General features: G+C 59.5%; 26 protein-coding genes. 21 read left to right on the top strand and 5 right to left on the bottom strand.

Annotated features, from left to right (window positions below; translation table 11 throughout):
- Window positions 1–12: 12 nt before the first annotated feature.
- From phnF to phnP, 11 genes are all read left to right on the top strand, one after another.
- Window positions 13–738, top strand: coding sequence for a phosphonate metabolism transcriptional regulator PhnF (gene phnF, locus GVO84_RS01840; protein ID WP_159515355.1), 726 nt, complete (start codon window positions 13–15; stop codon window positions 736–738).
- Window positions 739–1,191, top strand: a complete 453-nt coding sequence (gene phnG, locus GVO84_RS01835; RefSeq protein WP_159515354.1) for a phosphonate C-P lyase system protein PhnG — start codon at window positions 739–741, stop codon at window positions 1,189–1,191.
- Window positions 1,188–1,772, top strand: coding sequence for a phosphonate C-P lyase system protein PhnH (gene phnH, locus GVO84_RS01830; protein ID WP_032662532.1), 585 nt, complete (start codon window positions 1,188–1,190; stop codon window positions 1,770–1,772). The genes phnG and phnH overlap by 4 nt, the downstream gene beginning before the upstream one ends.
- Window positions 1,772–2,836 (top strand): carbon-phosphorus lyase complex subunit PhnI, encoded by a 1,065-nt coding sequence (locus GVO84_RS01825; protein WP_159515353.1) that lies wholly within the window; start codon window positions 1,772–1,774, stop codon window positions 2,834–2,836. The genes phnH and GVO84_RS01825 overlap by 1 nt, the downstream gene beginning before the upstream one ends.
- Complete coding sequence (phnJ, locus tag GVO84_RS01820; protein WP_159515352.1) at window positions 2,829–3,674, top strand: alpha-D-ribose 1-methylphosphonate 5-phosphate C-P-lyase PhnJ; 846 nt, start codon at window positions 2,829–2,831, stop codon at window positions 3,672–3,674. The genes GVO84_RS01825 and phnJ overlap by 8 nt, the downstream gene beginning before the upstream one ends.
- Entirely contained in the window at window positions 3,671–4,426 is a 756-nt protein-coding gene (gene phnK / locus GVO84_RS01815; RefSeq protein ID WP_048958899.1) for a phosphonate C-P lyase system protein PhnK, read from the top strand. Before phnJ ends, phnK begins: the two co-directional genes overlap by 4 nt.
- 156 nt (window positions 4,427–4,582) lie before the next feature.
- On the top strand, window positions 4,583–5,263 hold the full coding sequence (gene phnL, locus GVO84_RS01810; protein ID WP_159515351.1) for a phosphonate C-P lyase system protein PhnL: 681 nt from the start codon (window positions 4,583–4,585) through the stop codon (window positions 5,261–5,263).
- Complete coding sequence (gene phnM / locus GVO84_RS01805) at window positions 5,260–6,396, top strand: alpha-D-ribose 1-methylphosphonate 5-triphosphate diphosphatase (RefSeq protein ID WP_159515350.1); 1,137 nt, start codon at window positions 5,260–5,262, stop codon at window positions 6,394–6,396. Before phnL ends, phnM begins: the two co-directional genes overlap by 4 nt.
- Window positions 6,393–6,944 carry a ribose 1,5-bisphosphokinase gene (phnN, locus tag GVO84_RS01800; protein ID WP_121426261.1) on the top strand — a complete coding sequence of 184 codons (552 nt, stop codon included), beginning with the start codon at window positions 6,393–6,395 and terminating at the stop codon, window positions 6,942–6,944. Before phnM ends, phnN begins: the two co-directional genes overlap by 4 nt.
- Window positions 6,937–7,371 (top strand): aminoalkylphosphonate N-acetyltransferase, encoded by a 435-nt coding sequence (gene phnO, locus GVO84_RS01795; protein WP_159515349.1) that lies wholly within the window; start codon window positions 6,937–6,939, stop codon window positions 7,369–7,371. Before phnN ends, phnO begins: the two co-directional genes overlap by 8 nt.
- Window positions 7,372–7,380: 9 nt before the next feature.
- A complete protein-coding gene (gene phnP, locus GVO84_RS01790) occupies window positions 7,381–8,139 on the top strand; it encodes a phosphonate metabolism protein PhnP (protein WP_159515348.1) in 759 nt (252 codons plus the stop codon).
- Window positions 8,140–8,221: 82 nt separating this feature from the next.
- Here the strand turns inward: phnP and yjdP are convergent, their stop codons facing one another.
- The 3 genes from yjdP to GVO84_RS01775 form a co-directional block, all read right to left on the bottom strand.
- Window positions 8,222–8,545 (bottom strand): DDRRRQL repeat protein YjdP, encoded by a 324-nt coding sequence (gene yjdP, locus GVO84_RS01785; RefSeq protein WP_121426258.1) that lies wholly within the window; start codon window positions 8,543–8,545, stop codon window positions 8,222–8,224.
- Between the two features lie 75 nt (window positions 8,546–8,620).
- Window positions 8,621–9,247, bottom strand: coding sequence for a GNAT family N-acetyltransferase (locus tag GVO84_RS01780; RefSeq protein WP_159515347.1), 627 nt, complete (start codon window positions 9,245–9,247; stop codon window positions 8,621–8,623).
- A gap of 121 nt (window positions 9,248–9,368) precedes the next feature.
- The gene (locus GVO84_RS01775) at window positions 9,369–11,645 is read right to left on the bottom strand and encodes a hybrid sensor histidine kinase/response regulator (RefSeq protein ID WP_159515346.1); all 2,277 of its coding nucleotides are present in this window, start codon (window positions 11,643–11,645) and stop codon (window positions 9,369–9,371) included.
- A 233-nt stretch (window positions 11,646–11,878) separates the two neighbouring features.
- Here GVO84_RS01775 and GVO84_RS01770 point away from each other — a divergent pair, with 233 nt between their 5' ends.
- From GVO84_RS01770 to GVO84_RS01745, 6 genes are all read left to right on the top strand, one after another.
- The gene (locus GVO84_RS01770) at window positions 11,879–13,396 is read left to right on the top strand and encodes a sugar ABC transporter ATP-binding protein (RefSeq protein ID WP_159515345.1); all 1,518 of its coding nucleotides are present in this window, start codon (window positions 11,879–11,881) and stop codon (window positions 13,394–13,396) included.
- Window positions 13,393–14,388: an ABC transporter permease subunit gene (locus GVO84_RS01765; protein WP_032662554.1), complete on the top strand. Its 996-nt coding sequence runs from the start codon at window positions 13,393–13,395 to the stop codon at window positions 14,386–14,388. The genes GVO84_RS01770 and GVO84_RS01765 overlap by 4 nt, the downstream gene beginning before the upstream one ends.
- A 32-nt stretch (window positions 14,389–14,420) precedes the next feature.
- A complete protein-coding gene (locus GVO84_RS01760) occupies window positions 14,421–15,362 on the top strand; it encodes an ABC transporter substrate-binding protein (RefSeq protein ID WP_021242935.1) in 942 nt (313 codons plus the stop codon).
- 111 nt (window positions 15,363–15,473) lie between these two features.
- Entirely contained in the window at window positions 15,474–16,160 is a 687-nt protein-coding gene (locus GVO84_RS01755) for a D-lyxose/D-mannose family sugar isomerase (protein ID WP_159515344.1), read from the top strand.
- A gap of 10 nt (window positions 16,161–16,170) precedes the next feature.
- Window positions 16,171–17,031, top strand: coding sequence for a ketose 1,6-bisphosphate aldolase (locus GVO84_RS01750; protein ID WP_159515698.1), 861 nt, complete (start codon window positions 16,171–16,173; stop codon window positions 17,029–17,031).
- Entirely contained in the window at window positions 17,031–18,035 is a 1,005-nt protein-coding gene (locus GVO84_RS01745; RefSeq protein ID WP_159515343.1) for a carbohydrate kinase family protein, read from the top strand. The genes GVO84_RS01750 and GVO84_RS01745 overlap by 1 nt, the downstream gene beginning before the upstream one ends.
- On the opposite strand, the gene GVO84_RS01740 is transcribed toward GVO84_RS01745, so the two are convergent.
- Complete coding sequence (locus tag GVO84_RS01740; protein WP_159515342.1) at window positions 18,032–18,763, bottom strand: response regulator; 732 nt, start codon at window positions 18,761–18,763, stop codon at window positions 18,032–18,034. The two genes, GVO84_RS01745 and GVO84_RS01740, sit on opposite strands and share 4 nt — an antisense overlap.
- A 256-nt stretch (window positions 18,764–19,019) precedes the next feature.
- Here GVO84_RS01740 and fdhF point away from each other — a divergent pair, with 256 nt between their 5' ends.
- The 3 genes from fdhF to GVO84_RS01725 all read left to right on the top strand — a co-directional run bounded on the left by fdhF (window position 19,020) and on the right by GVO84_RS01725 (window position 22,438).
- Complete coding sequence (fdhF, locus tag GVO84_RS01735; protein WP_159515341.1) at window positions 19,020–21,167, top strand: formate dehydrogenase subunit alpha; 2,148 nt, start codon at window positions 19,020–19,022, stop codon at window positions 21,165–21,167.
- A gap of 322 nt (window positions 21,168–21,489) precedes the next feature.
- A complete protein-coding gene (locus tag GVO84_RS01730; protein ID WP_042719158.1) occupies window positions 21,490–21,642 on the top strand; it encodes a Hok/Gef family protein in 153 nt (50 codons plus the stop codon).
- 121 nt (window positions 21,643–21,763) lie between these two features.
- Window positions 21,764–22,438, top strand: a complete 675-nt coding sequence (locus GVO84_RS01725) for a tetratricopeptide repeat protein (RefSeq protein ID WP_121426249.1) — start codon at window positions 21,764–21,766, stop codon at window positions 22,436–22,438.
- 80 nt (window positions 22,439–22,518) lie between these two features.
- Here the strand turns inward: GVO84_RS01725 and gltP are convergent, their stop codons facing one another.
- Window positions 22,519–23,832 (bottom strand): glutamate/aspartate:proton symporter GltP, encoded by a 1,314-nt coding sequence (gene gltP, locus GVO84_RS01720; protein WP_023310067.1) that lies wholly within the window; start codon window positions 23,830–23,832, stop codon window positions 22,519–22,521.
- 423 nt (window positions 23,833–24,255) lie between these two features.
- Between gltP and acs the strand changes: the two genes are divergently transcribed.
- Window positions 24,256–26,214, top strand: coding sequence for an acetate--CoA ligase (gene acs / locus GVO84_RS01715; RefSeq protein ID WP_159515340.1), 1,959 nt, complete (start codon window positions 24,256–24,258; stop codon window positions 26,212–26,214).
- Window positions 26,215–26,272 lie beyond the last annotated feature (58 nt).

The raw sequence follows: 26,272 nt of genomic DNA, 5'->3' as shown, positions 1-26,272 counted from the left end.
GCTTTGTTTTCTATGCACTTATCCAGACATCCGACCAGTTACCCCACCCGCTGGCAAGAGATTGCGGCAAAGCTCGAAGTGGAGCTGCGCACGCACTACCGCTGCGGGGACTACCTGCCCGCCGAGCAGCAGCTTGCCGACCGCTACGAGGTAAACCGCCACACCCTGCGCCGCGCCATTGACCAACTGGTCGAGCGCGGGTGGGTCCAGCGTCGTCAGGGCGTGGGCGTCCTTGTGCTGATGCGCCCGTTCGACTACCCGCTCAACGCCCAGGCGCGCTTTAGCCAGAACCTGCTGGATCAGGGCAGCCACCCGACCAGCGAAAAGCTGCTCTCGGTATTGCGCCCGGCCTCCAGCCACGTGTCGGACGCGCTGGGCATTCAGGAGGGCGATAACGTCATTCACCTGCGCACCCTGCGCCGGGTTAACGGCGTGGCGGTGTGCCAGATAGACCACTACTTCGCGGACCTCGCCCTCTGGCCCGTGCTCCAGCATTTCTCCAGCGGCTCGCTGCATGACTTTCTTCAGGATGCAACAGGCGTTGCGCTCAAGCGCACCCAGACGCGCATCAGCGCCCGTCGCGCGCAGGCGAAAGAGAGCAAGGTGCTCGAAATTCCCAATATGGCCCCGCTGCTCTGCGTGCGCACCCTCAACCACCGTGACGGCGAGATCAACGCGACGGAATACTCCGTCAGCCTGACCCGCGCCGACATGATCGAATTCACCATGGAGCACTGAATGCACTTCGACACCTCCACCCGACAGCGCTGGATGCGCGTGCTGGCCCACAGCCAGCCTGCCGCGCTCTCTGCCCGCATGAGCGCCCTGAGTCTGGCACCCGATTACGACACCCTCCGCGCCCCGGAGATCGGCCTCGTTCAGATCCAGGCGCGCATGGGCGGCACCGGCGAGCGCTTCTTCGCCGGAGACGCCACCCTCACCCGCGCGGCGATCCGTCTGAACAGCGGCACGCTGGGCTACAGCTACGTGCTGGGGCGCGACAAAGCCCACGCCGAGCGCTGCGCGGTGATCGACGCGCTTTTACAGGAACAACCCTATTTCCAGACGTTAATGGAAACCCTTATTGCCCCGCTGGAAGCCGACCGCGCCGCGCGCATTGCCGCACGTCAGGCCGAAGTGAACAGCAGCCGGGTCGACTTCTTTACGCTCGTTCGCGGAGACAACGCATGACGCTTCAACCTGCTTTTACCCTGGCCGTCCAGGATGCCCAACACAGTTTTCGTCGCCTGCTGAAGGCGATGAGCGAGCCGGGCGTGATTGTCTCGCTGCACCAGCTCTCCCAGGGCTGGCTGCCGCTGAACCTGGCGACCACCAGCGTGCTGCTGACGCTTGCCGATAACGACACTCCGGTGTGGCTTTCGGGCGCGCTGTCGAACGATATCGCCAGCCAGAACCTGCGTTTTCACACCAGCGCCCCGCTGGTCGATCAGCCCCAGCAGGCGGTTTTTGCCGTGGCCGACGAACAAATTAGCCATGAACAGCTCAACGCCCTGAGCGAAGGCAGCGCCGTCGCCCCGGAGACCAGCGCCACGCTGATCCTGCAGGTCTCCAGCCTGAGCGGCGGCCGCATGCTGCGCCTCACCGGGGCAGGCATCGCCGACGAGCGCATGGTCGCGCCGCAGCTGCCGGAGTGCATCATTCACGAGCTGACCGAACGCCCGCACCCGTTCCCGCTGGGCATTGACCTGATCCTGACCTGCGGCGAGCGCCTGCTGGCAATCCCGCGGACCACCCACGTGGAGGTGTGCTGATGTACGTTGCCGTCAAAGGGGGCGAGAAGGCCATCGCCGCCGCCCATGCGCTACAGGCGCACAGACGACGGGGCGATGAACGGCTTCCCGAGCTGAGCGTCGCCCAGATTGAACAGCAGCTAAACCTTGCCGTCGACCGCGTGATGACCGAGGGCGGCATCGCCGACCGCGAGCTGGCGGCGCTGGCCCTGAAGCAGGCCAGCGGCGATAACGTGGAAGCCATCTTCCTGCTGCGCGCCTACCGCACCACGCTTGCCAAACTGGCGGTGAGCGAGCCGGTGAACACGGCGGAGATGCGCCTGGAGCGCCGCATTTCTGCCGTTTATAAAGACATCCCCGGCGGCCAACTGCTTGGCCCGACCTACGACTACACCCATCGCCTGCTGGATTTTACCCTACTGGCGAACGGCGAAGCGCCGCAGCTGAGCACCTCCGACGCTGAACAGGAACCGTCTCCGCACGTCTTCAGCCTGCTGGCAAAACAGGGCCTGGCGAAGGCGGAGGAAGATTCAGACGCGCAGCCGGATGACATCACCCGCACGCCGCCGGTTTACCCGTGCTCGCGCTCGTCCCGCCTGCAGCAGCTGATGCGCGGCGACGAAGGTTATCTGCTGGCGCTGGCCTACTCCACCCAGCGCGGCTACGGGCGCAACCACCCGTTTGCAGCCGAAATTCGCAGCGGCTACATCGACGTCGAAATCGTGCCGGAAGAGCTGGGTTTTGCGGTGAACGTCGGCGAACTGCTGATGACCGAATGCGAGATGGTGAACGGTTTTGTCGCGCCCGAAAATGAAGACCCGCACTTTACCCGCGGCTACGGGCTGGTATTCGGCCTCGGCGAGCGCAAGGCCATGGCCATGGCGCTGGTCGACCGCGCCCTGCAGGCGCCGGACTACGGCGAGCACGTTGCAGGCCCGGCGCAGGACGAAGAGTTCGTGCTGGCCCACGCGGATAACGTTGAGGCCGCCGGCTTTGTCTCGCACCTCAAGCTGCCGCACTACGTCGATTTCCAGGCCGAACTGGAACTGCTGAAACGCCTGCAACGGGAGCGCGCCAATGGCTAACTTAAGCGGCTACAACTTTGCCTATCTGGATGAGCAAACCAAACGCATGATCCGCCGCGCGATACTTAAAGCGGTGGCTATTCCGGGCTATCAGGTGCCGTTCGGCGGCCGCGAAATGCCGATGCCCTACGGCTGGGGCACGGGCGGTATTCAGATCACCGCCAGCGTGATCGGCGAGGCGGACGTGCTAAAGGTCATCGACCAGGGCGCGGACGACACCACCAACGCCGTGTCGATCCGCAGCTTCTTCCAGCGCGTCACCGGCGTCACCACCACCGAAAAAACCGAAGACGCGACGCTGATCCAGACCCGTCACCGCATCCCCGAAACCCCGCTGACGGAAGATCAGATTTTGATTTTCCAGGTGCCGATCCCGGAGCCGCTGCGCTTTATCGAGCCGCGCGAAACCGAAACCCGCACCATGCACGCGCTGGAGGAGTACGGGGTGATGCAGGTGAAGCTGTATGAGGATATCGCCCGCTTCGGCCATATCGCCACCACCTACGCCTACCCGGTGAAGGTGAACGGGCGCTACGTGATGGATCCGTCGCCGATCCCGAAATTCGACAACCCGAAAATGGACATGATGCCCGCCCTGCAGCTGTTCGGCGCCGGTCGCGAGAAACGCATCTACGCCGTCCCGCCTTACACCCGCGTGGAAAGTCTCGATTTCGACGATCACCCGTTTACGGTGCAGGAGTGGGACGAGCCGTGCGCCATCTGCGGATCCAAACACAGCTATCTGGACGAAGTGGTGCTGGACGACACGGGCAAACGGATGTTTGTCTGCTCCGACACCGATTACTGCCGCCAACAGAGCGAGGCGAACGGCCAATGAAACCGCTGCTTTCGGTTAACAACCTGACCCACCTGTATGCGCCAGGCAAAGGCTTCAGCGACGTGTCGTTCGAGCTGTGGCCGGGCGAGGTGCTGGGGATCGTCGGCGAGTCCGGCTCCGGCAAAACCACCCTGCTGAAGTCCATCTCCGCGCGCCTGACGCCGCAACACGGCGAGATCCTGTATCAGGGACGCTCCCTCTATGGCATAAGCGAGGCCGAGCGCCGCCGCCTGCTGCGCACCGAGTGGGGCGTGGTGCATCAGCACCCGATGGACGGCCTGCGCCGTCAGGTCTCCGCCGGGGGCAACATCGGCGAACGCCTGATGGCCACCGGCGCACGCCACTACGGCAACATCCGCGCCACCGCCCAGCACTGGCTGGAGGAGGTGGAGATCCCCGCCTCGCGCATCGACGACCTGCCAACGACCTTCTCCGGTGGGATGCAGCAGCGCCTGCAGATTGCCCGTAACCTGGTGACCCATCCGAAGCTGGTGTTTATGGATGAACCCACCGGCGGGCTGGACGTCTCCGTGCAGGCGCGCCTGCTCGACCTGCTGCGCGGCCTGGTGGTGGAGCTGAACCTTGCGGTGGTGATTGTCACCCACGATCTGGGCGTCGCGCGCCTGCTGGCGGACCGTCTGCTGGTGATGAAGCAGGGTCAGGTGGTGGAAAGTGGGCTCACCGACCGGGTGCTCGACGATCCGCACCATCCGTACACCCAGCTGCTGGTGTCGTCCGTATTGCAGAACTGAGGTTGCTGTTGCCGGGTGGCGCTGCGCTTACCCGGCCTACGAACGCCGCACCTGTAGGCCGGGTAAGGCGAAGCCGCCACCTGGCAAAATGAACACCGCACCCGTAGGCCGGGTAAGGCGAAGCCGCCACCCGGCAAAACGAATCGCGAGGCCAACATGATCCACGTACAAAACGTAAGTAAGACCTTTGTGCTCCACCAGCAAAACGGCGTGCGCCTGCCGGTGCTGCAAAATGCCTCGTTAGAGGTCAGCAGCGGCGAATGCGTGGTGCTGCACGGCCATTCCGGCAGCGGAAAATCCACCCTGCTGCGCTCCCTGTACGCCAACTACCTCCCGGACGAAGGCCATATCCGCATTCGCCACAACGATGAGTGGGTCGATCTGGTGCAGGCCCCCGCGCGTAAGGTGCTGGAAGTGCGCCGCACGACGATCGGCTGGGTGAGCCAGTTTCTGCGGGTGATCCCGCGGATCTCCGCCCTGGACGTGGTGATGCAGCCCCTGCTGGATCTCGGCGTACCGCGCGAAACCTGCGCCGCCAAAGCCGCCAGCCTGCTGACGCGCCTCAACGTGCCCGAGCGCCTGTGGCACCTTGCCCCGTCGACCTTTTCCGGCGGCGAGCAGCAGCGCGTCAATATCGCCCGCGGCTTTATCGTCGACTACCCGATTTTACTTCTGGATGAACCCACCGCCTCGCTCGACGGTAAAAACAGCGCGGCCGTGGTGGAGCTGATCGAACAGGCCAAAGCGCGCGGCGCGGCGATCGTCGGGATCTTCCACGACGACGCCGTACGCAACCGCGTGGCGGACAGATTGCACCCGATGGGGACAAACGCATGATTATCAATAACGTCAGGCTGGTGCTGGAAAATGAAGTCGTTGATGGCTCGGTTGAAGTCCATGAAGGCGTTATTCGCGCCTTTGCCGAAACCCAGAGCCGTGCCCCTGAAGCGATGGACGGCGAAGGCGGCTGGCTGCTGCCGGGGCTGATTGAACTGCATACCGATAATCTGGACAAATTCTTCACCCCGCGCCCGAAGGTGGACTGGCCCGCCCATTCGGCCATGAGCAGCCACGACGCGCTGATGGTCGCCAGCGGCATCACCACCGTGCTGGACGCGGTGGCGATTGGCGACGTGCGCGACGGCGGCGACCGCCTGGAGAATCTGGAGAAGATGATCAACGCGGTAGAAGAGACGCAAAAACGCGGCCTCAACCGCGCCGAGCACCGTCTGCACCTGCGCTGCGAGCTGCCGCACCACACTACCCTGCCGCTGTTTGAAAAGCTGGTCGGGCGCGAGCCGGTCTCGCTGGTCTCCCTGATGGACCACTCGCCGGGGCAGCGCCAGTTCGCCAACATTGAGAAGTATCGCGAATACTATCAGGGCAAATACTCGCTCAACGACGCCGAGATGGCGCGCTACGAAGAAGAGCAGCTGGCGCTGGCGGCACAGTGGTCGCAGCCTAACCGCCTCAGGATTGCCGCCATGTGTCGTGACCGCAATATCGCGCTGGCCAGCCATGACGACGCCACGCACGATCACGTGCGCGAATCCCACCAGCTTGGCAGCGTGATCGCCGAATTTCCCACCACGTTTGAAGCGGCTGAAGCCTCCCGCAGGCACGGCATGAACGTGCTGATGGGCGCACCGAACATCGTGCGCGGCGGATCGCACTCCGGCAACGTGGCGGCAAGCAGGCTCGCCTCCCTCGGCCTGCTGGATATTCTCTCGTCCGACTACTATCCCGCCAGCCTGCTGGATGCGGCGTTCCGGGTGGCGGACGACGAAGGCAACAGCTTTACGCTGCCGCAGGCGATTCGTCTGGTGACGAAAAACCCGGCCACCGCGCTTAATCTTCAGGATCGCGGGGAAATCGCCGAGGGTAAACGCGCGGACCTGGTGCTGGCCCACCGCAAGGGCGAACACGTTCATATCGACCACGTCTGGCGTCAGGGAAAAAGGGTGTTCTGATGGGAAGGCTCATCTGGTTAATGGGGCCCTCCGGCTCCGGTAAAGACAGCCTGCTGTCCGCCTTGCGGCAGCGGGAACATCCGCAGCTGCTGGTTGCGCACCGCTATATTACTCGCGCGGCCAATGCCGGGAGTGAAAACCATATTGCCCTGAGCGAGCAGGAGTTTTTTACCCGCGCCGGGCAAAACCTGCTGGCGCTGAGCTGGCACGCCAACGGCTTTTATTACGGTGTCGGCATTGAGATCGACCTCTGGCTGCACGCGGGTTTTGACGTGCTGGTTAACGGCTCGCGTGCGCATCTGCCACAAGCGCGCGCCCGCTATGAGGCGGCCCTGCTGCCGGTCTGCCTGCAGGTTTCGCCGGACGTCCTGCGCAGCCGGTTGCAGAGTCGGGGGCGTGAATCAGCCCGTGAGATCGATCAGCGGCTTGAGCGTGCGGCCCGCTATGCCCCGTCCGACTGCCACATCCTCAATAACGACGGAAGTTTGCTACAGTCAGTCGATACCTTTTTATCGCTTATCCGCCAGAAGGAGAAACAGCATGCCTGACTGCCAGCTTCGCCCCGCTACTGCCGACGATGCGCAGATTGTCTATGCCCTGATCTGCGAACTGAAGCAGGCAGAGTTCGACCATCAGGCGTTCCACGCCGGGTTTCTTGCCAATCTGCAGGATCACAACATGCGCTACCAACTTGCGGAGAGAGAGGGACAGGTCATCGGCATGATCGGTCTGCACATGCAGTTTCACCTCCATCACGCGCGCTGGATCGGCGAGATCCAGGAGCTGGTCGTGATGCCGCAGGCGCGTGGGTTAAAGGTGGGAAGTCAGCTGCTGGCCTGGGCGGAAGAGGTGGCACGACAGGCCGGTGCGGAGCTAACCGAGCTTTCCACCAGCGTGAAGCGCACCGACGCGCACCGTTTTTACGTTCGTGAAGGATACACGCAGAGCCATTTCCGATTCACCAAACCGCTGTAGAGGTGCGTTATGAGTCTGACCATCACGTTGACGGGAACGGGTGGCGCCCAGCTGGTGCCGGTCTTTGGCTGCGACTGCGCGGCCTGCCGCCGGGCGCGCCTGCAGGACAACTATCGCCGTCGCCCCTGCAGCGCGATGGTCAAATTCAACGATGCGGTGACGCTGCTGGACGCGGGCATTCCGCACCTGATGGATGACTGGCCTGCGGGCAGCTTTCAGCAGTTTTTGCTGACCCATTACCATATGGATCACGTTCAGGGTCTCTTCCCCCTGCGCTGGGGCGTTGGCGCGACCATTCCGGTTTACGGTCCGCCGGACGAAGCGGGCTGCGACGACCTGTTTAAACATCCGGGGATTCTGGATTTCAGCCACACGGTCGAACCGTTTGTGATGTTTGAACTTCAGGGAATGCGGGTCACGCCGCTGCCGCTCAACCATTCAAAACTAACCTTCGGGTATTTGCTGGAATCGGCCCACAGCCGCGTGGCCTGGCTTTCCGACACCGCCGGGCTGCCGGAAAAAACGGTGAAGTTCCTGCTCAACAACCAGCCGCAGACCATAATCATCGACTGCAGTCACGAACCGCGCAACGAGACGCCGCGAAACCATTGCGACTTAAATACCGTGATTGCGTTAAACGAGGTGATTGGCTGCCCGCAGGTGATCCTGACGCACATCAGCCATCAGTTTGACGTGTGGATGATGGATAATCCGCTGCCGCAGGGCATAGAAGCGGGCTATGACGGGATGATTTTGGTACTCGACTGAGTTTTGCCGGGTGGCGGCTGCGCCTTACCCGGCCTACGGTCCAGGATTTGGTAGGCCTGCGTAAGCGAAGCGCCACCAGGCTTTAACCTCGATCGAAATCGTCCTCTAACCTGCGCTCATCTTCTTCTAACCGACGGCGATCGTCATCCAACTGGCGCTGACGCTCGTCGAGACGGCGACGTCTGTCTTCAAGCTGCCGACGGCGATCGTCGTACTGGCGGCTGTCGATTTGACGGCTGCGGTCATAACGATCGTCGTCGCTGCTGCTACGGCTGCTGCTGGGATTATAGGCATCGTTGATCGCCTGCTGAATGTTGCCAATAGCATCATCAACAATATCGGCATGAGCCAGCTGGCTGGTGAGTGACAGCAGACCGAATAACAGAGCAGTTGAGTAACGTTTCATAAGGCCAGACTCGCAGGTGAACTGGCTTTACGATAATGAACGACAGGGAACGGGGGTAGCGGAGGAATCTCAAATTCAGTTGTGCCCAGGATCTTCCATCAGCTGATTCGCACGCTGTTTATTTTCTGCAACCAGTACAATGCCATAACATTTTTGATCCGGTGAATGGCTCCAGATACGATCTTCGGGGATACACCCTCCGTCATAGATAACCTTGCTACCATCATACGGCCAAAATGCTCCCTGCTCGGTATCGAGAACAAATACAGCGATTTGGTCAGACTCCCGGGCAATTTTCTGCCAGAGCATCTTCCCACCCTCATATTGTTCAAAGTCGCTGACAAGCGTCACGCCGCAATGTAATACCAGGGCTTCATACAGACGAGTTGCCAATCCCTTGTCGCGCTCGGCGGGATCAACGCATATACCTTCTACCTGAATAACATTGGCATCTTCCCAACAGCGCTCGACAGCAATGATATCTTCACCCAAATGCGTTTTACGCTGTAAATCCAGGGCAGCAACAACCCGATGCCGAGGTACACCATCGAAGGTTTCGACATCCGCTTCAATAATCGCAGCCCTTGGCGTCTGCCTATCAAAAATGACATGTAACACTCGCCCGGAGAGTTCGAATTCATCAACGAGCTTGAAAGACCTTGCTACGGTCTTTGGGCTGTAAGTTGTAGGCATCACAATCATTTGTGAGTCCCCTCTTGTAAGTACCGGCATAGTTCCCTTTATATCCCAATCTGCCAAATTTTGCGCAGGTTAGCATCCCCCGGTTTACTCAGGCTCTTGATGAATTCCTAAATATCACTGCTTATAAACAGACTTTCCGCAGCGCCTGCGCCAGCTGCACCCGCGTAAACGGCTTACGCAGTAGCTGGACGTCCGGCAGCTGTGGGTTATGCGCGGGTCGTAAATCCTGGCCGCTAATCAGCAGCACCGGAAGCTGCGGATAATGATTACGCACATGGTTAATCACCTCGGCCCCGCTGAGGCTGCCGGGCAGCATCAGGTCGCTGATAAACATGCCAATATCCGGCGACGCCGCCAGCATGTTCAGCGCCTGCTCGCCGTTGTCCGCTTCCAGCGTCAGATAACCAAGCTGGTGCAGCTGCTCGCACAGGGTCTGACGGACATCCGCCTCATCTTCCAGCACCAGAACCAGCCGCTCGCTATCCACGGAGTCGGTGGCTGAGAGCGCTTCATCATCTGCGGCGGCGGGCAGCACAGAGCGCGGGAGATGAAGCCGGACGGTCGTTCCCTGTCCCGGCGCGCTTTCAATCTCCACGCGCCCGCCGGACTGGCGCACAAAGCCGTAGACCATCGACAGGCCCAGCCCGCTCCCGCTTCCGGTCTGCTTGGTGGTGAAGAACGGTTCAAAGACCCGGGATTTTACCTCCTGCGACATGCCGCTGCCGCGGTCAATAACCTCCAGCGCCACCATATCCTGCCTGCGTCCGTCGCTGCGGGTGACGCGCTGGTTCCAGGTCCGAATTTTAATCACCCCGCTTTGCCCTTCCATCGCATCGCGCGCGTTCATCACCAGGTTGATGATGGCGTTTTCCAGCTGGCTGACGTCTATCCACGCGGGCCAGGCCGGGGATTGCGCTTCAATCTCCAGGGTCAGGGTGGCAGGCAGAGAGTGGCGCATCAGTTCCCGGAGGTTCTCCAGCAGCGGCAGCATCTCTACCGCATGCGGCGTCAGGGACTGCTTGCGGGAAAACGCCAGCAGGCGCTGCGTCAGTAAGGCACCACGCTCGGCCGCCTTCAGCGCCCGGCTAATGCGCGGCGCGTCTTTCGATTCGGGGTCGGTGAGCTCAAGGCTGCCGATGATCACCGCCAGCAGGTTGTTAAAATCATGCGCCAGCCCGCCGGTCAGCTGTCCGACCGCTTTCATCTTCTGGCTGTGCAGCAGCGCCTCTTCCAGCCCCTGACGCTCGACGCGGTCAATCTCCATCTGCGTGGTTTTCTCTTTCAGCAGGCGCGTGGTGTGCTCAAGCGAGGCGGTATTGCGGGCAAAAACGTTAAACGCGCGCGCCAGCTCGCCCAGCTCATCGCGCCGCTGGAGGGCGGGAACGGAAACATCCTGTTCGCCGTGAGCAAGGCGCGACATCGCCCGGGAAATGGCCGTCAGGTTAGAGGCCAGATTGCGGTAGATATACCAGCAGGCGCACCCGGTAATGATCAGCGCCAGCACGGCGAAGATGCTGATAAACACGCTGATGGACTGCAGCTCGTGATGGCTCTGGGCCGTGCGAAGCCGGGAGGCCTGCGCCACCTGCTCGACGTACTGATTAATGTCACCGTTGAGGATCGCCACCAGCGCCTTGATGTGGAACATATACCAGCTTATCGCCAGATCGCTCTCTTCCAGCTGCTTCGACAGCGGGGCGAGCTTGCCTAACTCGGCATTAAAATCAGGCAATACTCCCTTCACGACCGGCTGTACGGCATTTCGGGGCAGCGTTGCGGCCACGGCGTCCAGTTGATGAACGGTCGCGCGCGGCGAAGGGGTGTCGATGGCAGCGGCGATCAGCCGGTCCATCTCCATCAGCTGCTGCGCATCCGGTACGTTGCTGCCATAGCGGCGGTTGATGTCCTGCAGATGACGCAGGTAGCTCTGGCTTTGATACAGCGAGCTCAGCAGCGCGTTACGCTCCAGATGGCGTCGCTGTCCGCGCTCAAGCATCTCAGTCACGCTCTGCTGGAGCTCATTGCTTCGTTGAATAATGCGCGCCACCAGCGCCGGCTCCTGCTGCGCCAGCGGCGCATCCGCAAGCTGTTCCAGCGAGCGGCGCAGCGCCATTTGCGTCTGCTTCAGGCGCTCGGCTTCGCCTTTGTACTCCAGCGCCCCCACCACCTGCGAAAGCCGTACCGCCGCCGTCGCCACGTTGGCGGTATCGCGGGCCAGGTTCATGCTGCCGGTCATGTCATCCAGCGTTTGCTGCTGCACCTGCTCCTGGATCTGGCTGGCGTGACGAAAGCCGAGTACCGCCACGCCGCTCACCATCAGCGTAACGGCGACCACCAGCAGATTGAAAATCAGCAGGCGTCCGCGGGCGCTGGCGAAAAACGGGGGGCGTGATGGCATGGGTTTGGGCTCCTGTGCGGTTTGGTGTCCCCTCACCCTGGCCCTCTCCCCAAAGGGGCGAGGGGATGATTTGCTCCCTCTCCTTTTCAGGGAGAGGGCCGGGGTGAGGGTAGTTCAATAACTGTGATCTACATTAGCTATTCATAACTATGACAAATATGAACAGCTTCTGACATTTTGCATTTACGCACCTGTGATGAAGTGCAGATATCGGCATTCGCAGGAGATCCGCCATGAGCAGAACCCCGGTATTAGAGATGCGCAGCATTGCCAAAACGTTTGGCAGTTTCCACGCGCTCAAGGGTGTAGATTTGACGGTCTTTCCCGGAGAGATCCACGCGCTGATGGGGGAAAACGGCGCGGGAAAAAGCACGCTGATGAAAATCCTCGCGGGAGCCTATACCGCCACCAGCGGCGAGATCCTGATCGACGGTCAGCCGTTTCACATTAAAGGGCCGAAGGATGCGCTGACCGCAGGCATTACCCTGATTTATCAGGAGATGCAGCTCGCGCCCAATCTGACCGTTGCCGAAAATATCTTTCTCGGCAGCGAGCTGTCGCGCGGCGGGATGGTCCAGCGCAAAGAGATGGCCGCTCAGGCGCAGGCGGTGATTGACCGTCTCGGGGCACAGTTCAGCGCCACCGATCGGGTGATGAAGCTGACCATCGCCGAGCAGCAGCAGGTAGAGATCGCCCGCGCGCTGCACCGCAACAGCCGCATTCTGGTGATGGATGAACCCACCGCCGCCCTCTCCTCGCGGGAAACACACCGCCTGTTTGAACTGATTTTGCGCCTGCGCGATGAAGGGATGGCGATTATCTATATCAGCCACCGCATGGCGGAAGTGTATGAACTCTCTGACCGCGTCAGCGTGCTGCGCGACGGGCAGTACGTCGGCAGCCTGACGCGCGACAAGCTGAATGCCTCCGAGCTGGTGCGCATGATGGTGGGCCGCCCGTTAAGCGACCTGTTCAACAAAGAGCATGATATTCCCCTCGGCAGCCCGCGTCTCAACGTCCACCACCTCACCGACGGTAAAAAAGTGCAGCCGTGCAGTCTGCAGGTACGTTCCGGCGAAATCGTCGGGCTGGCGGGCCTGGTCGGGGCCGGACGCTCCGAGCTGGCGCAGCTCATCTTCGGCGTGCGTAAAGCCACCGGCGGCATGATTGAGGTCGACGGCGAGCCGGTGGTGATCCACTCCCCGCGCGCGGCCATCGAAAACGGCATCGGTTTTCTCACCGAAAACCGCAAGGAGCAGGGGCTGTTTCTGGAGCTGGCGGCGCAGGAGAACATCACCATGGCGACGCTGGAGCGCGACGCCACCTTCGGCATGTTAAACCGCAAAAAAGCGCAGGCCATTTCCGATGACGCTATCGCCCTGCTCAACATCCGCGTACCGCATTCGCAGGTGCGCGCGGGCGGGCTCTCCGGCGGCAATCAGCAAAAGCTGCTGATCTCCCGCTGGGTGGCCATCGGCCCGCGCATTCTGATTCTGGACGAACCCACGCGCGGCGTGGACGTCGGCGCGAAAAGCGAGATCTACCGCATCATGAACCAGATGGCGCGCAAAGGGGTGGCGATTTTGATGATCTCCAGCGAGCTGCCGGAAGTGGTGGGCATGAGCGACCGGGTGTATGTGATGCGGGAAGGCAGCATCGCGGGTGAACTCCACGGACGCGACATCTCTCAGGAAAATATTATGACGCTGGCAACCGGCGTGAACGACACTCATCAGGCGGTGCAATCATGACAACTCCTACCCATCCGCAGCAGGTGGCGAAATCCGCCTCCGCCAAAAAAATGCTGATGAGCGATCTGATGCAAACGGTCGGCATTTTGCCGATTCTTATCCTGATTGTGGCGGTATTTGGCTTTATCGCCCCTAACTTTTTCACCGAGAGCAACCTGCTCAACATTACCCGCCAGGCGTCGATCAACATCGTGCTGGCGGCGGGGATGACCTTCATCATCCTGACCGGCGGGATTGACCTCTCCGTCGGCTCGATTCTGGGCACCACGGCGGTAGCGGCGATGGTGGTCTCGCTTATCCCTGAATTTGCGATGCTCTCCATTCCGGCCGCGCTGATGCTCGGCATGGTGCTGGGCCTGTTTAACGGCGCGCTGGTGGCCTTTGCCGGGCTGCCTCCCTTCATCGTGACGCTCGGCACCTATACGGCGCTGCGCGGTGCGGCCTATCTGCTGGCGGACGGCACGACGGTTATTAACTCCAACATCAGCTTCGAGTGGATCGGCAATAACTACCTCGGCCCGATTCCGTGGCTGGTGGTGATCGCCCTGGCGGTGATTGCTATCTGCTGGTTCATCCTGCGCCGCACCACGCTCGGCGTTCACATTTACGCGGTCGGCGGCAACATGCAGGCGGCGCGACTGACCGGCATTAAGGTCTGGCTGGTGCTGCTGTTTGTCTACGGCATGAGCGGCCTGCTCTCGGGCTTAGGCGGCGTGATGAGCGCCTCGCGCCTCTACAGCGCTAACGGCAACCTCGGCACGGGTTACGAGCTGGATGCGATTGCGGCGGTGATCCTCGGCGGCACCAGCTTCGTCGGCGGGATCGGCACGATCACCGGCACGCTAGTCGGCGCGCTGATCATCGCCACCCTCAACAACGGGATGACGCTGATGGGCGTCTCCTACTTCTGGCAGTTGGTGATCAAAGGGGCGGTGATCATCATAGCGGTGCTGATCGACAAATACCGTACCCGACACCATCAAAGTGCATAACAACAAAACCCTACAGCTTCGAGGAAAATCCTATGCGTTTGAAACCGTTAGTGACCGCGCTCTGTGCTGGCGCACTGCTTGCCGCAACACCGTTTGCGCAGGCAAAAGATCTGAAGTCCATCGGCGTGACGGTGGGCGACCTGGCCAACCCGTTCTTCGTGCAGATCACCAAAGGTGCCGAGCTGGAAGCGCGCAAGCTGGCTGGCGATAACGTCAAGGTGACGCTGGTCTCCAGCGGGTACGATCTGGGCCAGCAGGTGGCGCAGATCGACAACTTTATTGCCGCGAAGGTAGACATGATCATCCTCAACGCTGCGGATTCCAAAGGGATCGGCCCGGCGGTGAAGCGCGCGAAGGACGCCGGGATCGTGGTTGTTGCGGTTGACGTGGCGGCGGAAGGGGCTGATGCCACCATCACCTCCGATAACACCCAGGCGGGCGAAATGGCCTGTAAGTACATTACCGACCGCCTGAAAGGCAAAGGCAACGTGGTGATCATCAACGGACCACCGGTCTCTGCGGTGCAAAACCGCGTGGAAGGTTGTCAGACGGAATTCAAAAAACATCCGGATATCAAGGTGCTCTCGGATAACCAAAACGCCAAGGGCAGTCGTGAAGGCGGTCTGGAAGTCATGACCTCCCTGCTGGCGGCCAATCCGAAGATCGACGGCGTGTTTGCGATTAACGATCCGACCGCGATCGGCGCCGATCTGGCCGCGAAGCAGGCGCAGCGCAATGAGTTCTTTATCGTCGGCGTGGATGGTTCTCCGGACGGTGAGGAAGCGCTGAAGCGCGAAAACTCCCTGTTTGTCGCAACCCCGGCGCAAGATCCGCAGGTGATGGCGGCAAAAGCGGTGGAGATCGGCTATGACATTCTACAGGGTAAACCTGCGCCGAAAGCGCCGGTGCTGATCCCGGTGACGATGATCGATAAAAAGAACGTCGGTACCTATAAGGGTTGGACGGTTAAGTAACCCCCTCAGCCGGCCCTCTCCCCAAAGGGGCGAGGGTGTTCAAGTTCCCTCTCCCCTTTGGGGAGAGGGTTAGGGTGAGGGGTGGTTTTGCATAAAATTCCAGGAGTCCCCATGAAACGCTCCGACATCAATGAAATTCTCGGCCACACGCGACAGTTCTTTTCCATGCACGACGTGCATCTCCCGCCGTTTGCCAGCTTTCCGCCAACAAAATGGCAGCAGCTTGACCAGGCCGCATGGCAGGAGGTATTCGACCTCAAGCTCGGCTGGGACGTGACGGCGTTCGGCGGCAACAGCTTTGCCGCTGAGGGCCTGACGCTGTTTACCCTGCGCAACGGCTCGCCCAACGGCGTGCCTTATGAAAAAGGCTATGCCGAAAAAATTATGCACGTGCGCGACGGCCAGGTGACGCCGATGCATTTTCACTGGCGCAAGCGGGAGGACATCATCAACCGGGGCGGCGGGAATCTGATTATTGAGTTATGGAATGCCGGGGCGCATGAAGAGACGGAAAACACCGACGTGACGGTCACCGTCGACGGCTGTCGTCAGACCCACGCGCCCGGCAGCCAGCTGCGCCTCATGCCAGGGGAAAGCATCTGCCTGACACCCGGTCTGTACCACAGCTTCTGGGGCGAACGCGGCTTCGGCGACGTGCTGGTTGGGGAGGTGTCATCGGTAAACGACGACGAGCACGATAAACACTTTTTGCAGCCCGTTGCCCGCTATAACAACATCGAAGAAGACGAACCGGCGCTGCTGGTGCTGTGCAACGAGTACAACCTGTTTCGGATATAAGGGGTGAATGATGCCATTGATTTCTCTTGCCGACGGTCTGGAGCACGCCAGGACGCATCGCTACGCGCTGGGCGCGTTTAACGTGCTCGACTCCCACTTCCTGCGCGCGCTGTTCGCCGCCGCGAAGCAGGAACGCTCGCCGTTTATCATCAACATCGCCGAAGTGCATTTTAAGTACGTCTCCCTGGATTCGCTTGTCGAAGCGGTGAAGTTCGAGGCCGCCCGCCACGATATTCCCGTGGTGCTCAACCTCGACCACGGCCTGCATTTCGAGGCGGTGGTGCGCGCCCTGCGCCTGGGGTTCAGCTCGGTGATGTTCGACGGCTCGACGCTGAGCTACGAGGAAAACATTCGCCAGACGCGGGAGGTGGTGAAGATGTGCCACGCGGTGGGCGTGTCGGTAGAGGCGGAGCTGGGCGCGGTCGGCGGTGATGAAGGCGGCGCGCTTTACGGGCATGCGGACGAAGCGTTCTTTACCGACCCGCAGCTGGCGCGCGAATTTGTCGATAAGACCGGCATCGACGCGCTGGCGGTTGCCATCGGCAACGCGCACGGCAAATACAAGGGCGAGCCGAAACTCGATTTCCCCCGTCTGGACGCCATTCGCCAGCAGACGGGGCTGCCGCTGGTTTTACACGGCGGCTCCGGGATTAGCGATGCCGATTTCCGCCGCGCCATCGAGCTGGGCATTCATAAAATCAACTTCTATACCGGCATGTCGCAGGCCGCGCTTGCCGCCGTTGAGCAGCGCATGGCGAACCGCCAGCCGCTGTACGATGAATTTGCCGAGCTGCTGCTGGGGATAGAAGAGGCGATAACGGATACGGTCGCCGAACAGATGCGCATCTTCGGCAGCGCGGGGCAGGCATAATGGAACGCAAAGGCATCATCGCCGCAGGCAATATGCTGGTGGATCACGTCCACCAGATCGTGCAGTGGCCGGAGCGCGGCTGGCTGGCGGAAATCACCCACAGCGAACGCTCAACCGGCGGCGCGCCGCTCAACGTGCTGCTGACGCTGGCCAAAATGCACGTTGGACTGCCGCTGCAGGCGGTGGGGCTGATTGGCGAAGACGGCGACGGGGATTACATTCTGGCGATGCTCGACCAGTACCACGTCAACCGCCAGCGCGTGCAGCGCACCACCTTTGCACCGACCTCCATGTCGCAGGTGATGACCGATCCCAGCGGACAGCGCACCTTTTTCCACTCGCCGGGCGCCAACCGCCTGCTGGATCTTCCCGCCTTTGATCGCTTAGACGAATCGATGAAGATCTTCCATCTCGGCTACCTGCTGCTGCTCGACAGCCTGGATATGCCCGATGACGAGTTCGGCACCCGCAGCGCGCGGCTGCTGGCACAGATGCGCGACCAGGGGTATGAAACCTCGCTCGATCTGGTGTCCCGCAAGGGCGACCCGCGCTACCAGCCGCTGGTGCTCCCTGCCCTGCGTCATCTGGATTATCTGGTGATTAACGAGCTGGAAGCCGGGGAGTTTAGCGGGCTTGAGATGCGCGACGGCGACGATGCGCTGAATATCGCCCATATCGCCGATGCCGCCGCGCAGCTGCTGGCGGCAGGCGTTCGCCAGCGGGTGGTGATCCACTGCCCGGAAGGCGCGTGGGGTGAAGCACCGGGTGAGCAAGGCCGCTGGATCCCATCATGGTTACTGGAGCAGAAAGACATTGTCGGCAGCGTCGGCGCGGGCGATGCGTTTTGCGCGGGGTTTTTATACGGTTGCCATGAATCGCTGCCGCTCACGGAGAGCATTTATCTGGCGCACGCCTGCGCGCGGGCAAGCCTGCTGGCCGCCAACGCGATTGACGGCGCAAAAACGCTGGCCGAACTGCAGCTGTTTATCAAAGAGAATACCTAGGCCGCTTTCTCGCTATGGGAAACGTCGGAGGCAAACACATAGCCCAGCCCACGGATGGTTTTGATGAGCGCTGGCTGATGCGGGTTAGCCTCGATCTTCCGGCGCAGGCGCATGATCAGCACGTCAATCGTGCGGTCGAACACGTCGGCGCTTTCACTGTGGGTCAGCTCAAGCAGCCGGTCACGGCTCAGTACCCGACGGGCATTTTGCGTGAGCGCCAGCAGCAGGCCGTACTCGCCCTGGGTTAATGGCACAGGATTGCGCTGCGGATCGCTCAGCTCGCAGCGGGTGGTATCGAGTGTCCATCCGTTAAAAGCAATGCCCGCCACGGGCGCTGCCGGGACTTCAGCAGCCAGCACGCCGGTACGGCGCAATACCGCTTTAACACGGGCGACCACCACGCGCGGGTTGAACGGTTTGCCAATATAATCGTCGGCCCCCATCTCCAGCCCCACCACCACGTCTGACTCACTCCCCAGCCCGGTTAGCATCACAACCGGTAGCGCCGGCCGCTGCTTTTGCAGCTGCAGCAGAACCTGCAGGCCGTTGATATCCGGCAGCATCATATCCAGCAGCACCAGCGCGATATTCGGCTCCTGCTGTACCTGCCGCAGTGCATCCTGGCCGTTATGGCAGACAAGCACGCTAAAGACGTGCTCGCTCAGCACGTCCTGAAGCAGTTCGCAGACTGCCGTATCGTCATCTACCACCAGAATCGCCGGTTTCATCGTATGCTTCCGTCAGGGGATTATGTTAAGTCTGAACCATTCTGCCGTCGGCTCCAGTCAAATGGTTTTTTCAGTGACGGAAATTCAACCCATGTCACATCCGCTGCCCTGTCGACACGTCAATTTTGACGATTGGCTGTTTTTTGTCAGGGTTTTCACCGCGAATGAACCGTAAAGTCAGGGTATACCCATACGAAAAACATGGCATAGAAGCTGCATAGTGGGTGCGAATGATTCGATTAACTGGAGCAGACTGATGAAAAAAGTCGTCACGGTTTGCCCTTATTGTGCCTCAGGTTGCAAGATCCACCTGGTGGTCGATAACGGCAAAATCGTCCGGGCGGAGGCCGCACAGGGGAAAACCAACCAGGGCACGCTATGCCTGAAAGGTTACTACGGCTGGGATTTTATTAACGATACCCAAATCCTCACCCCGCGCCTGAAAACCCCAATGATCCGCCGCGAGCGCGGCGGCAAGCTGGAAGCCGTCAGCTGGAGCGAGGCGCTGGATTACGTCGCTACGCGCCTTAGCGCTATCAAGGCCAAATATGGCCCGGATGCGATTCAGACCACCGGCTCTTCACGCGGGACGGGGAATGAAACTAACTATGTGATGCAAAAATTCGCGCGCGCCGTTATTGGAACCAATAACGTCGACTGCTGCGCTCGCGTTTGACACGGCCCATCGGTTGCAGGTCTGCACCAGTCGGTCGGTAACGGCGCAATGAGTAATGCCATCAACGAGATAGATAATACCGATCTCGTGTTTATTTTCGGCTATAACCCGGCGGATTCTCACCCTATCGTCGCGAACCACGTTATTCGCGCCAGGCAGAATGGGGCGAAAATCATCGTCTGCGATCCGCGCAAAATTGAAACTGCGCGCATTGCGGATATGCACATCGCGTTGAAAAACGGCTCGAACATCGCGCTGCTGAACGCAATGGGGCACGTCATTATTGAGGAGAACCTGTACGACCAGGCGTTTGTCGCGACCCGTACGGAAGGCTTTGAAGAATATCGGAAAATCGTCGAAGGCTATACGCCAGAGTCGGTGGAAACGATAACCGGCGTGAGCGCGCAGGAGATTCGCCAGGCGGCACGGATGTATGCCGGGGCGAAAACCGCCGCCATCCTGTGGGGCATGGGCGTGACCCAGTTCTACCAGGGTGTGGAAACCGTGCGTTCCCTGACCAGCCTCGCCATGCTGACGGGAAATCTTGGCAAGGCGCACGTTGGCGTCAACCCGGTACGCGGTCAGAATAACGTCCAGGGCGCCTGCGACATGGGCGCGCTGCCGGATACCTATCCGGGCTACCAGTACGTGAAGTTCCCGGAAAACCGCGCCAAGTTCGCGAAAGCCTGGGGCGTGGAAAGCCTGCCGGAACACACCGGATATCGCATCAGCGAGCTGCCGCACCGCGCGGCGCACGGCGAAGTGCGTGCGGCCTACATCATGGGTGAAGATCCGCTCCAGACCGACGCCGAGCTGTCTGCGGTACGCAAAGGGTTTGAGGATCTGGAGCTGGTGATTGTCCAGGATATTTTCATGACCAAAACCGCGGCGGCGGCGGATGTGATTCTACCGTCGACCTCCTGGGGCGAGCATGAAGGCGTCTACACGGCGGCGGACCGCGGCTTCCAGCGCTTCTTTAAAGCGGTCGAGCCGAAGTGGGATTTGAAAACGGACTGGCAGATCATCAGCGAAATCGCCACCCGCATGGGCTACCCGATGCACTACAACAACACTCAGGAGATCTGGGACGAGTTGCGCAGTCTGTGTCCGGACTTTTATGGGGCAACCTATGAAAAAATGGGTGAGCTGGGGTACATCCAGTGGCCGTGCCGCGATGAGTCCGAAGCCGACCAGGGGACGTCGTATCTCTTTAAAGAGAAGTTCGACACCCCGAACGGGCTGGCGCAGTTCTTCACCTGCGACTGGGTCGCGCCGATCGATAAGCTCACCGACGAGTATCCGATGGTGCTCTCCACCGTGCGTGAAGTGGGCCACTACTCCTGTCGTTCGATGACCGGCAACTGCGCCGCGCTGGCGGCGCTGGCGGACGAACCGGGCTATGCGCAAATCAATACCGCCGACGCGAAGCGCCTTGGTATTGAGGACGAAGCGCTGGTGTGGGTGAATTCGCGCAAAGGGCGGATCATCACCCGCGCGCAGGTCAGCGATCGTCCGAACAAAGGGGCGGTCTATATGACCTACCAGTGGTGGATTGGCGCCTGTAACGAGCTGGTGACGGAGAACTTAAGCCCGATAACCAAAACGCCGGAGTATAAATACTGCGCCGTGCGCGTGGAGCCGATTGCGGATCAACACGCAGCGGAACAGTATGTGATCGACGAATATAACAAGCTGAAAGCCCGACTGCGTGAAAGCGCAATGGGTTGATGCCGTTAATTAAATGATGAACAAAGGGAGTGAGATATTCACTCCCTTTTTATTTCCGCTTAACACATTAAAAATATCAATTGTTATTCTGGAAAGCGGCTCGCAGAAATAATGTAATTCTCGCGAAAAAGAATTACATCTTTGCATTTTAATTCAGAGGGATAAGATGTGCGGCGGGTGCTTAAGACTTTCTGTCTTGAGCATTGTTGAGGGACAGAAAGTAAGAAGCCCCGGGAAATTTTCATTTACCCGAGGCTACTCCCTCAACTACCAACAGGTTGAGAGTAGCCTCTTATTCTTTTTTACACAAGGAGTAAAAGGCATGACGCCATTAAAAACTGCGTTAGGCATCGTCTTTATTATCTGCCTGACGATAGTGATCTTTACCTTTATTACTCGCGGCAGGCTCTGCGAGTTTTCAATAAAGAGTGAACATCAGGAGGTGGCGGCTAAATTAGCCTGCAACGCAGGCTAACCTCTACGGGCGAAAAAAGGGTTCCGCCCGGCTTGTAGGATGCTGAGGTCTTAATGCACCCATTTTTTTCTTCCGCCACCGCGATTATACTGCGCGGCGTGTACCCAGATGATAAGAATCCATGAAACCCATTTTTCTGTTGTTATTCTTTTTAACCTCTTTCGCCCGCGCGGATGAGATAGGCAGCCAGTATAAAGAACAGGCTGAAGCGGGTGACGCCCGCGCCCAGTATTATCTTGCCGATACGTACTTCAGTTCCGGTGACAGCAAGCAGGCAGCGCTGTGGGCCGAGAAAGCCGCTAAAGGCGGCGACGTCGACGCCATGGGGCTGCTCTCGCAAATCCTCTTTACCCAGGGAAATTATGCGCAGGCTAAAGCACTGGCGCAGCAGGCAACTATCGCGGGCAGCAAACGTGGCGCAATCATGCTGGCGCGCGTGCTGGTGAACACCCAGGCGGGGAAAACCGACTATCCGCAGGCCATTAAACTGCTGCAAACGGCGACCGAGGATATCGACAACGACTCCGCGGTTGATGCGCAACTGCTGCTGGGGTTGATTTATGCCAACGGCGTTGAAGTGGCCCAGGACGATGTGCAGGCTGCCTCGTGGTTTAAGCGCAGTTCAGCACTCTCACGTACGGGCTACGCCGAGTACTGGGCAGGGATGTTGTTCAGGCAGGGCGAGAAAGGCTTTATCACGCCAAATAAACAGAAAGCGCTCTACTGGTTGAACCTGAGCTGTACGGAAGGGTTTGATACGGGATGCGAAGAGTTTGATGCGTTAAGCGGAGAATAAAGTGCCGGGTGGCGGCTTCGCCTTACCCGGCCTACAAAACCCGTAGGCCCGGTAAGCGCAGCGCCACCGGGCTTAGGATGTTACTGGTCAGCCGTCTTATCAAAACGACCCAGCACCTCGCGTTCATACGCCAGCGCCTTTTTACGGTCGAATTTGTGTTCCCACTTGGCGATAACCAGCACCGCCAGGGCATTCCCCACCACGTTCAGCGCCGTACGCGCCATGTCGAGGATACGGTCCACACCGGCGATAAATGCCAGACCTTCCAGCGGAATACCGACGCTGCCGAGCGTGGCCAGCAGCACCACGAAGGAGACGCCCGGAACGCCTGCAATACCTTTGGACGTCACCATCAGCGTCAGTACAAGGACGATCTCCTGCCACAGCGACAGGTCAATGCCGTACAGCTGCGCAATAAAGATAGCGGCGATACTCTGGTACAGCGTCGAACCATCCAGGTTAAAGGAGTAGCCGGTCGGTACCACGAAGCTGGTAATAGAGGCAGGCGCGCCGTAGGCTTCCATCTTCTCAATGATACGCGGCAGCACGCTCTCAGAGCTTGCCGTGGAGTACGCCAGAATCAGTTCATCTTTCAGGATACGAATCAGGATCCAGATGCTCAGCCCGCACAGGCGCGCCACGATCCCCAGCACCACCAGCGCGAAGAACAGGATGGCGAAGTGCACCAGGAGCACCAGCTTCGCCAGCGGCCACAGGGAGGCAAAACCGAAGTTCGCCACGGTGACGGCAATAAGCGCAAACACCCCTACCGGCGCGTAGCGCATCACCATATGGGTCACTTTAAACATGGTTTCGGAGATAGAGCGGAACACGGTCACCAGCGGCTCACGGTGCGTCGCTGGCAGTGAAGAGAGTCCCAGACCAAACAGCACCGAGAAGAAGATGATAGGCAGCATCTCGCCCTTCGCCATCGACGCCACGATGTTGGTCGGCACCAGCGACAGGATAGTGCCCATCAGGCCATGCGCGTGGCTCTGCACGTCAGCGGTCGTACTTTGGTATTTCGAAATATCCACCGTGGCCAGCTGCGACATATCAATCCCGGAACCCGGCTGGAACACGTTCGCCAGCGTGATACCGAGGATAATCGCCACCGTAGTGATCACTTCGAAATAGATAATGGTTTTCGCACCAATACGGCCTAACTGCTTCGCATCGCCGACGCCCGCAATACCGACCACCAGCGTCGAGATCACAATCGGTACCACAATCATCTTGATCAGATGAATAAAGATATCCCCTGCCGGTGAAAGCAGGTTCGCAATCAGCCATTCGCGGCTGTCGCTGTGATAGTGAAGGTAGCTGCCCAGCAAGATGCCCAGCACAAGGGCGATTAAGATCTGCCAGGCAAGGCTGACTTTAACGTTTTTCATAGAAACTGACTTCCTCAATGAAGCGCCTTATTCACTCAAACTGCATGAATATGGAGACATACTGAAAGGGTATGAATTGTGTTGCGTTGGTTTATGGGATTTTTTAACGCGGCGTATGAGTATCATTTGCGCGACCTGTTGCGCAAGCCTTAAAGAACGACGCGTTTCACTCACAAAAGCGACGATGACGGGAGTTTGTTCTAATTCTGATAAATAACCTTTTGTTATAAAAACGCTTTTTTAAACATAAATGTGAATAATCGTCAGCATAAATTATTTTCCTTCAAAGTTTCATTCGCTCATTTTTCATACTCTTCAAACAATGCGTGATCTGTAGCCCAAATACTAAACAAAGCTTGTAAAGCCCCTACAATTAACGTTTTTGCGACATATTATTAACATCTTACAAGGAGAAAAAAAGCCATGAGCCAAATCCACAAACATGACATTCCCGCAAATATTGCGGACCGTTGCCTGATCACCCCGGAGCAGTACCACGAGAAATATCAGCAATCTATCACCGCCCCAGACACCTTCTGGGGTGATCAGGGCCATATCCTTGACTGGATCAAACCTTATCAGAAGGTGAAGAACACCTCCTTTGCGCCCGGCAATGTCTCCATTAAATGGTATGAAGATGGCACCCTGAACCTGGCGGCGAACTGCCTTGATCGTCACCTTGCCGAGCGCGGGAACGAGACGGCCATCATCTGGGAAGGCGATGACGCCTCGCAAAGCAAACACATTACCTACAAAGAGCTGCACCGCGACGTGTGCCGCTTCGCCAACGTCCTGCTGGAAAAAGGCATTAAAAAAGGCGACGTAGTCGCTATCTATATGCCGATGGTGCCGGAAGCGGCGGTGGCCATGCTGGCGTGCGCGCGTATCGGCGCGATTCACTCGGTGATTTTCGGCGGGTTCTCGCCAGAGGCGGTTGCGGGTCGTATTGTCGATTCAAGTTCAAAACTGGTGATCACCGCCGATGAAGGCGTGCGCGCCGGACGCGGTATCCCGCTGAAGAAAAACGTCGACGAAGCGCTGAAAAACCCGAACGTCAAAACGGTCAGTAACGTCATCGTCCTGAAGCGTACCGGCGGCAAAATCGACTGGAACGAGGGGCGCGACCTGTGGTGGAGCGACCTGATTGAAAAAGCGAGCGACCAGCATCAGCCGGAAGAGATGAACGCAGAAGATCCGCTGTTCATTCTTTATACCTCCGGCTCAACCGGTAAGCCGAAAGGCGTGCTGCACACCACCGGCGGCTATCTGGTCTATGCGGCTACCACCTTCAAATACGTCTTCGACTACCATCCGGGCGATATCTACTGGTGCACCGCCGACGTGGGCTGGGTCACCGGACACAGCTACCTGCTGTACGGCCCGCTGGCCTGTGGCGCAACAACGCTGATGTTTGAGGGCGTACCAAACTGGCCGACCCCGGCGCGTATGTGTCAGGTGGTCGACAAGCACCAGGTCAACATTCTCTACACCGCACCAACGGCGATCCGCGCATTAATGGCGGAAGGCGATAAAGCCATCGAAGGCACGGACCGTTCTTCATTGCGCATCCTCGGTTCCGTGGGTGAGCCAATCAACCCGGAAGCCTGGGAGTGGTACTGGAAGAAAATCGGCAACGAGAAATGCCCGGTGATGGACACCTGGTGGCAGACCGAAACCGGCGGCTTCATGATCACCCCGATGCCGGGTGCCACGCAGCTGAAGGCTGGTTCCGCAACCCGTCCGTTCTTCGGCGTGCAGCCTGCGCTGGTGGATAACGAAGGCAACCCGCTGGAAGGCGCCACCGAAGGCAACCTGGTGATCACAGACTCCTGGCCGGGTCAGGCGCGTACCCTGTTCGGCGATCACGATCGCTTCGAGCAGACCTACTTCTCGACCTTTAAAAACATGTATTTCAGCGGCGACGGCGCGCGCCGTGACGAAGACGGTTATTACTGGATAACCGGGCGCGTGGACGACGTGCTGAACGTTTCCGGCCACCGTCTGGGCACCGCTGAGATTGAATCGGCGCTGGTGTCGCATCCGAAAATTGCCGAAGCCGCCGTTGTCGGTATTCCGCACAACATCAAAGGCCAGGCGATTTACGCCTATGTCACCCTGAACCACGGCGAAGAGCCGTCGCCAGAGCTGTATACCGAGGTGCGCAACTGGGTACGTAAAGAGATTGGCCCGCTGGCGACGCCGGACGTGCTGCACTGGACCGACTCGCTGCCGAAAACCCGCTCCGGCAAAATTATGCGTCGTATCCTGCGCAAAATCGCGGCAGGAGACACCAGCAACCTCGGCGATACCTCAACGCTCGCGGATCCTGGCGTGGTGGAAAAACTGCTCGAAGAGAAGCAGGCCATCGCAATGCCATCGTAATCTTTTCTCCCTCTCCCCTCACCCTAACCCTCTCCCCATAGGGGAGAGGGGATAAAAC

The sequence above is a fragment of the Enterobacter sp. SM3 genome (assembly GCF_009811935.2).
GTDB classification, from domain to species: Bacteria; Pseudomonadota; Gammaproteobacteria; order Enterobacterales; family Enterobacteriaceae; genus Enterobacter; species Enterobacter asburiae_D.
This window is presented reverse-complemented; position numbering and strand designations above follow the sequence as displayed.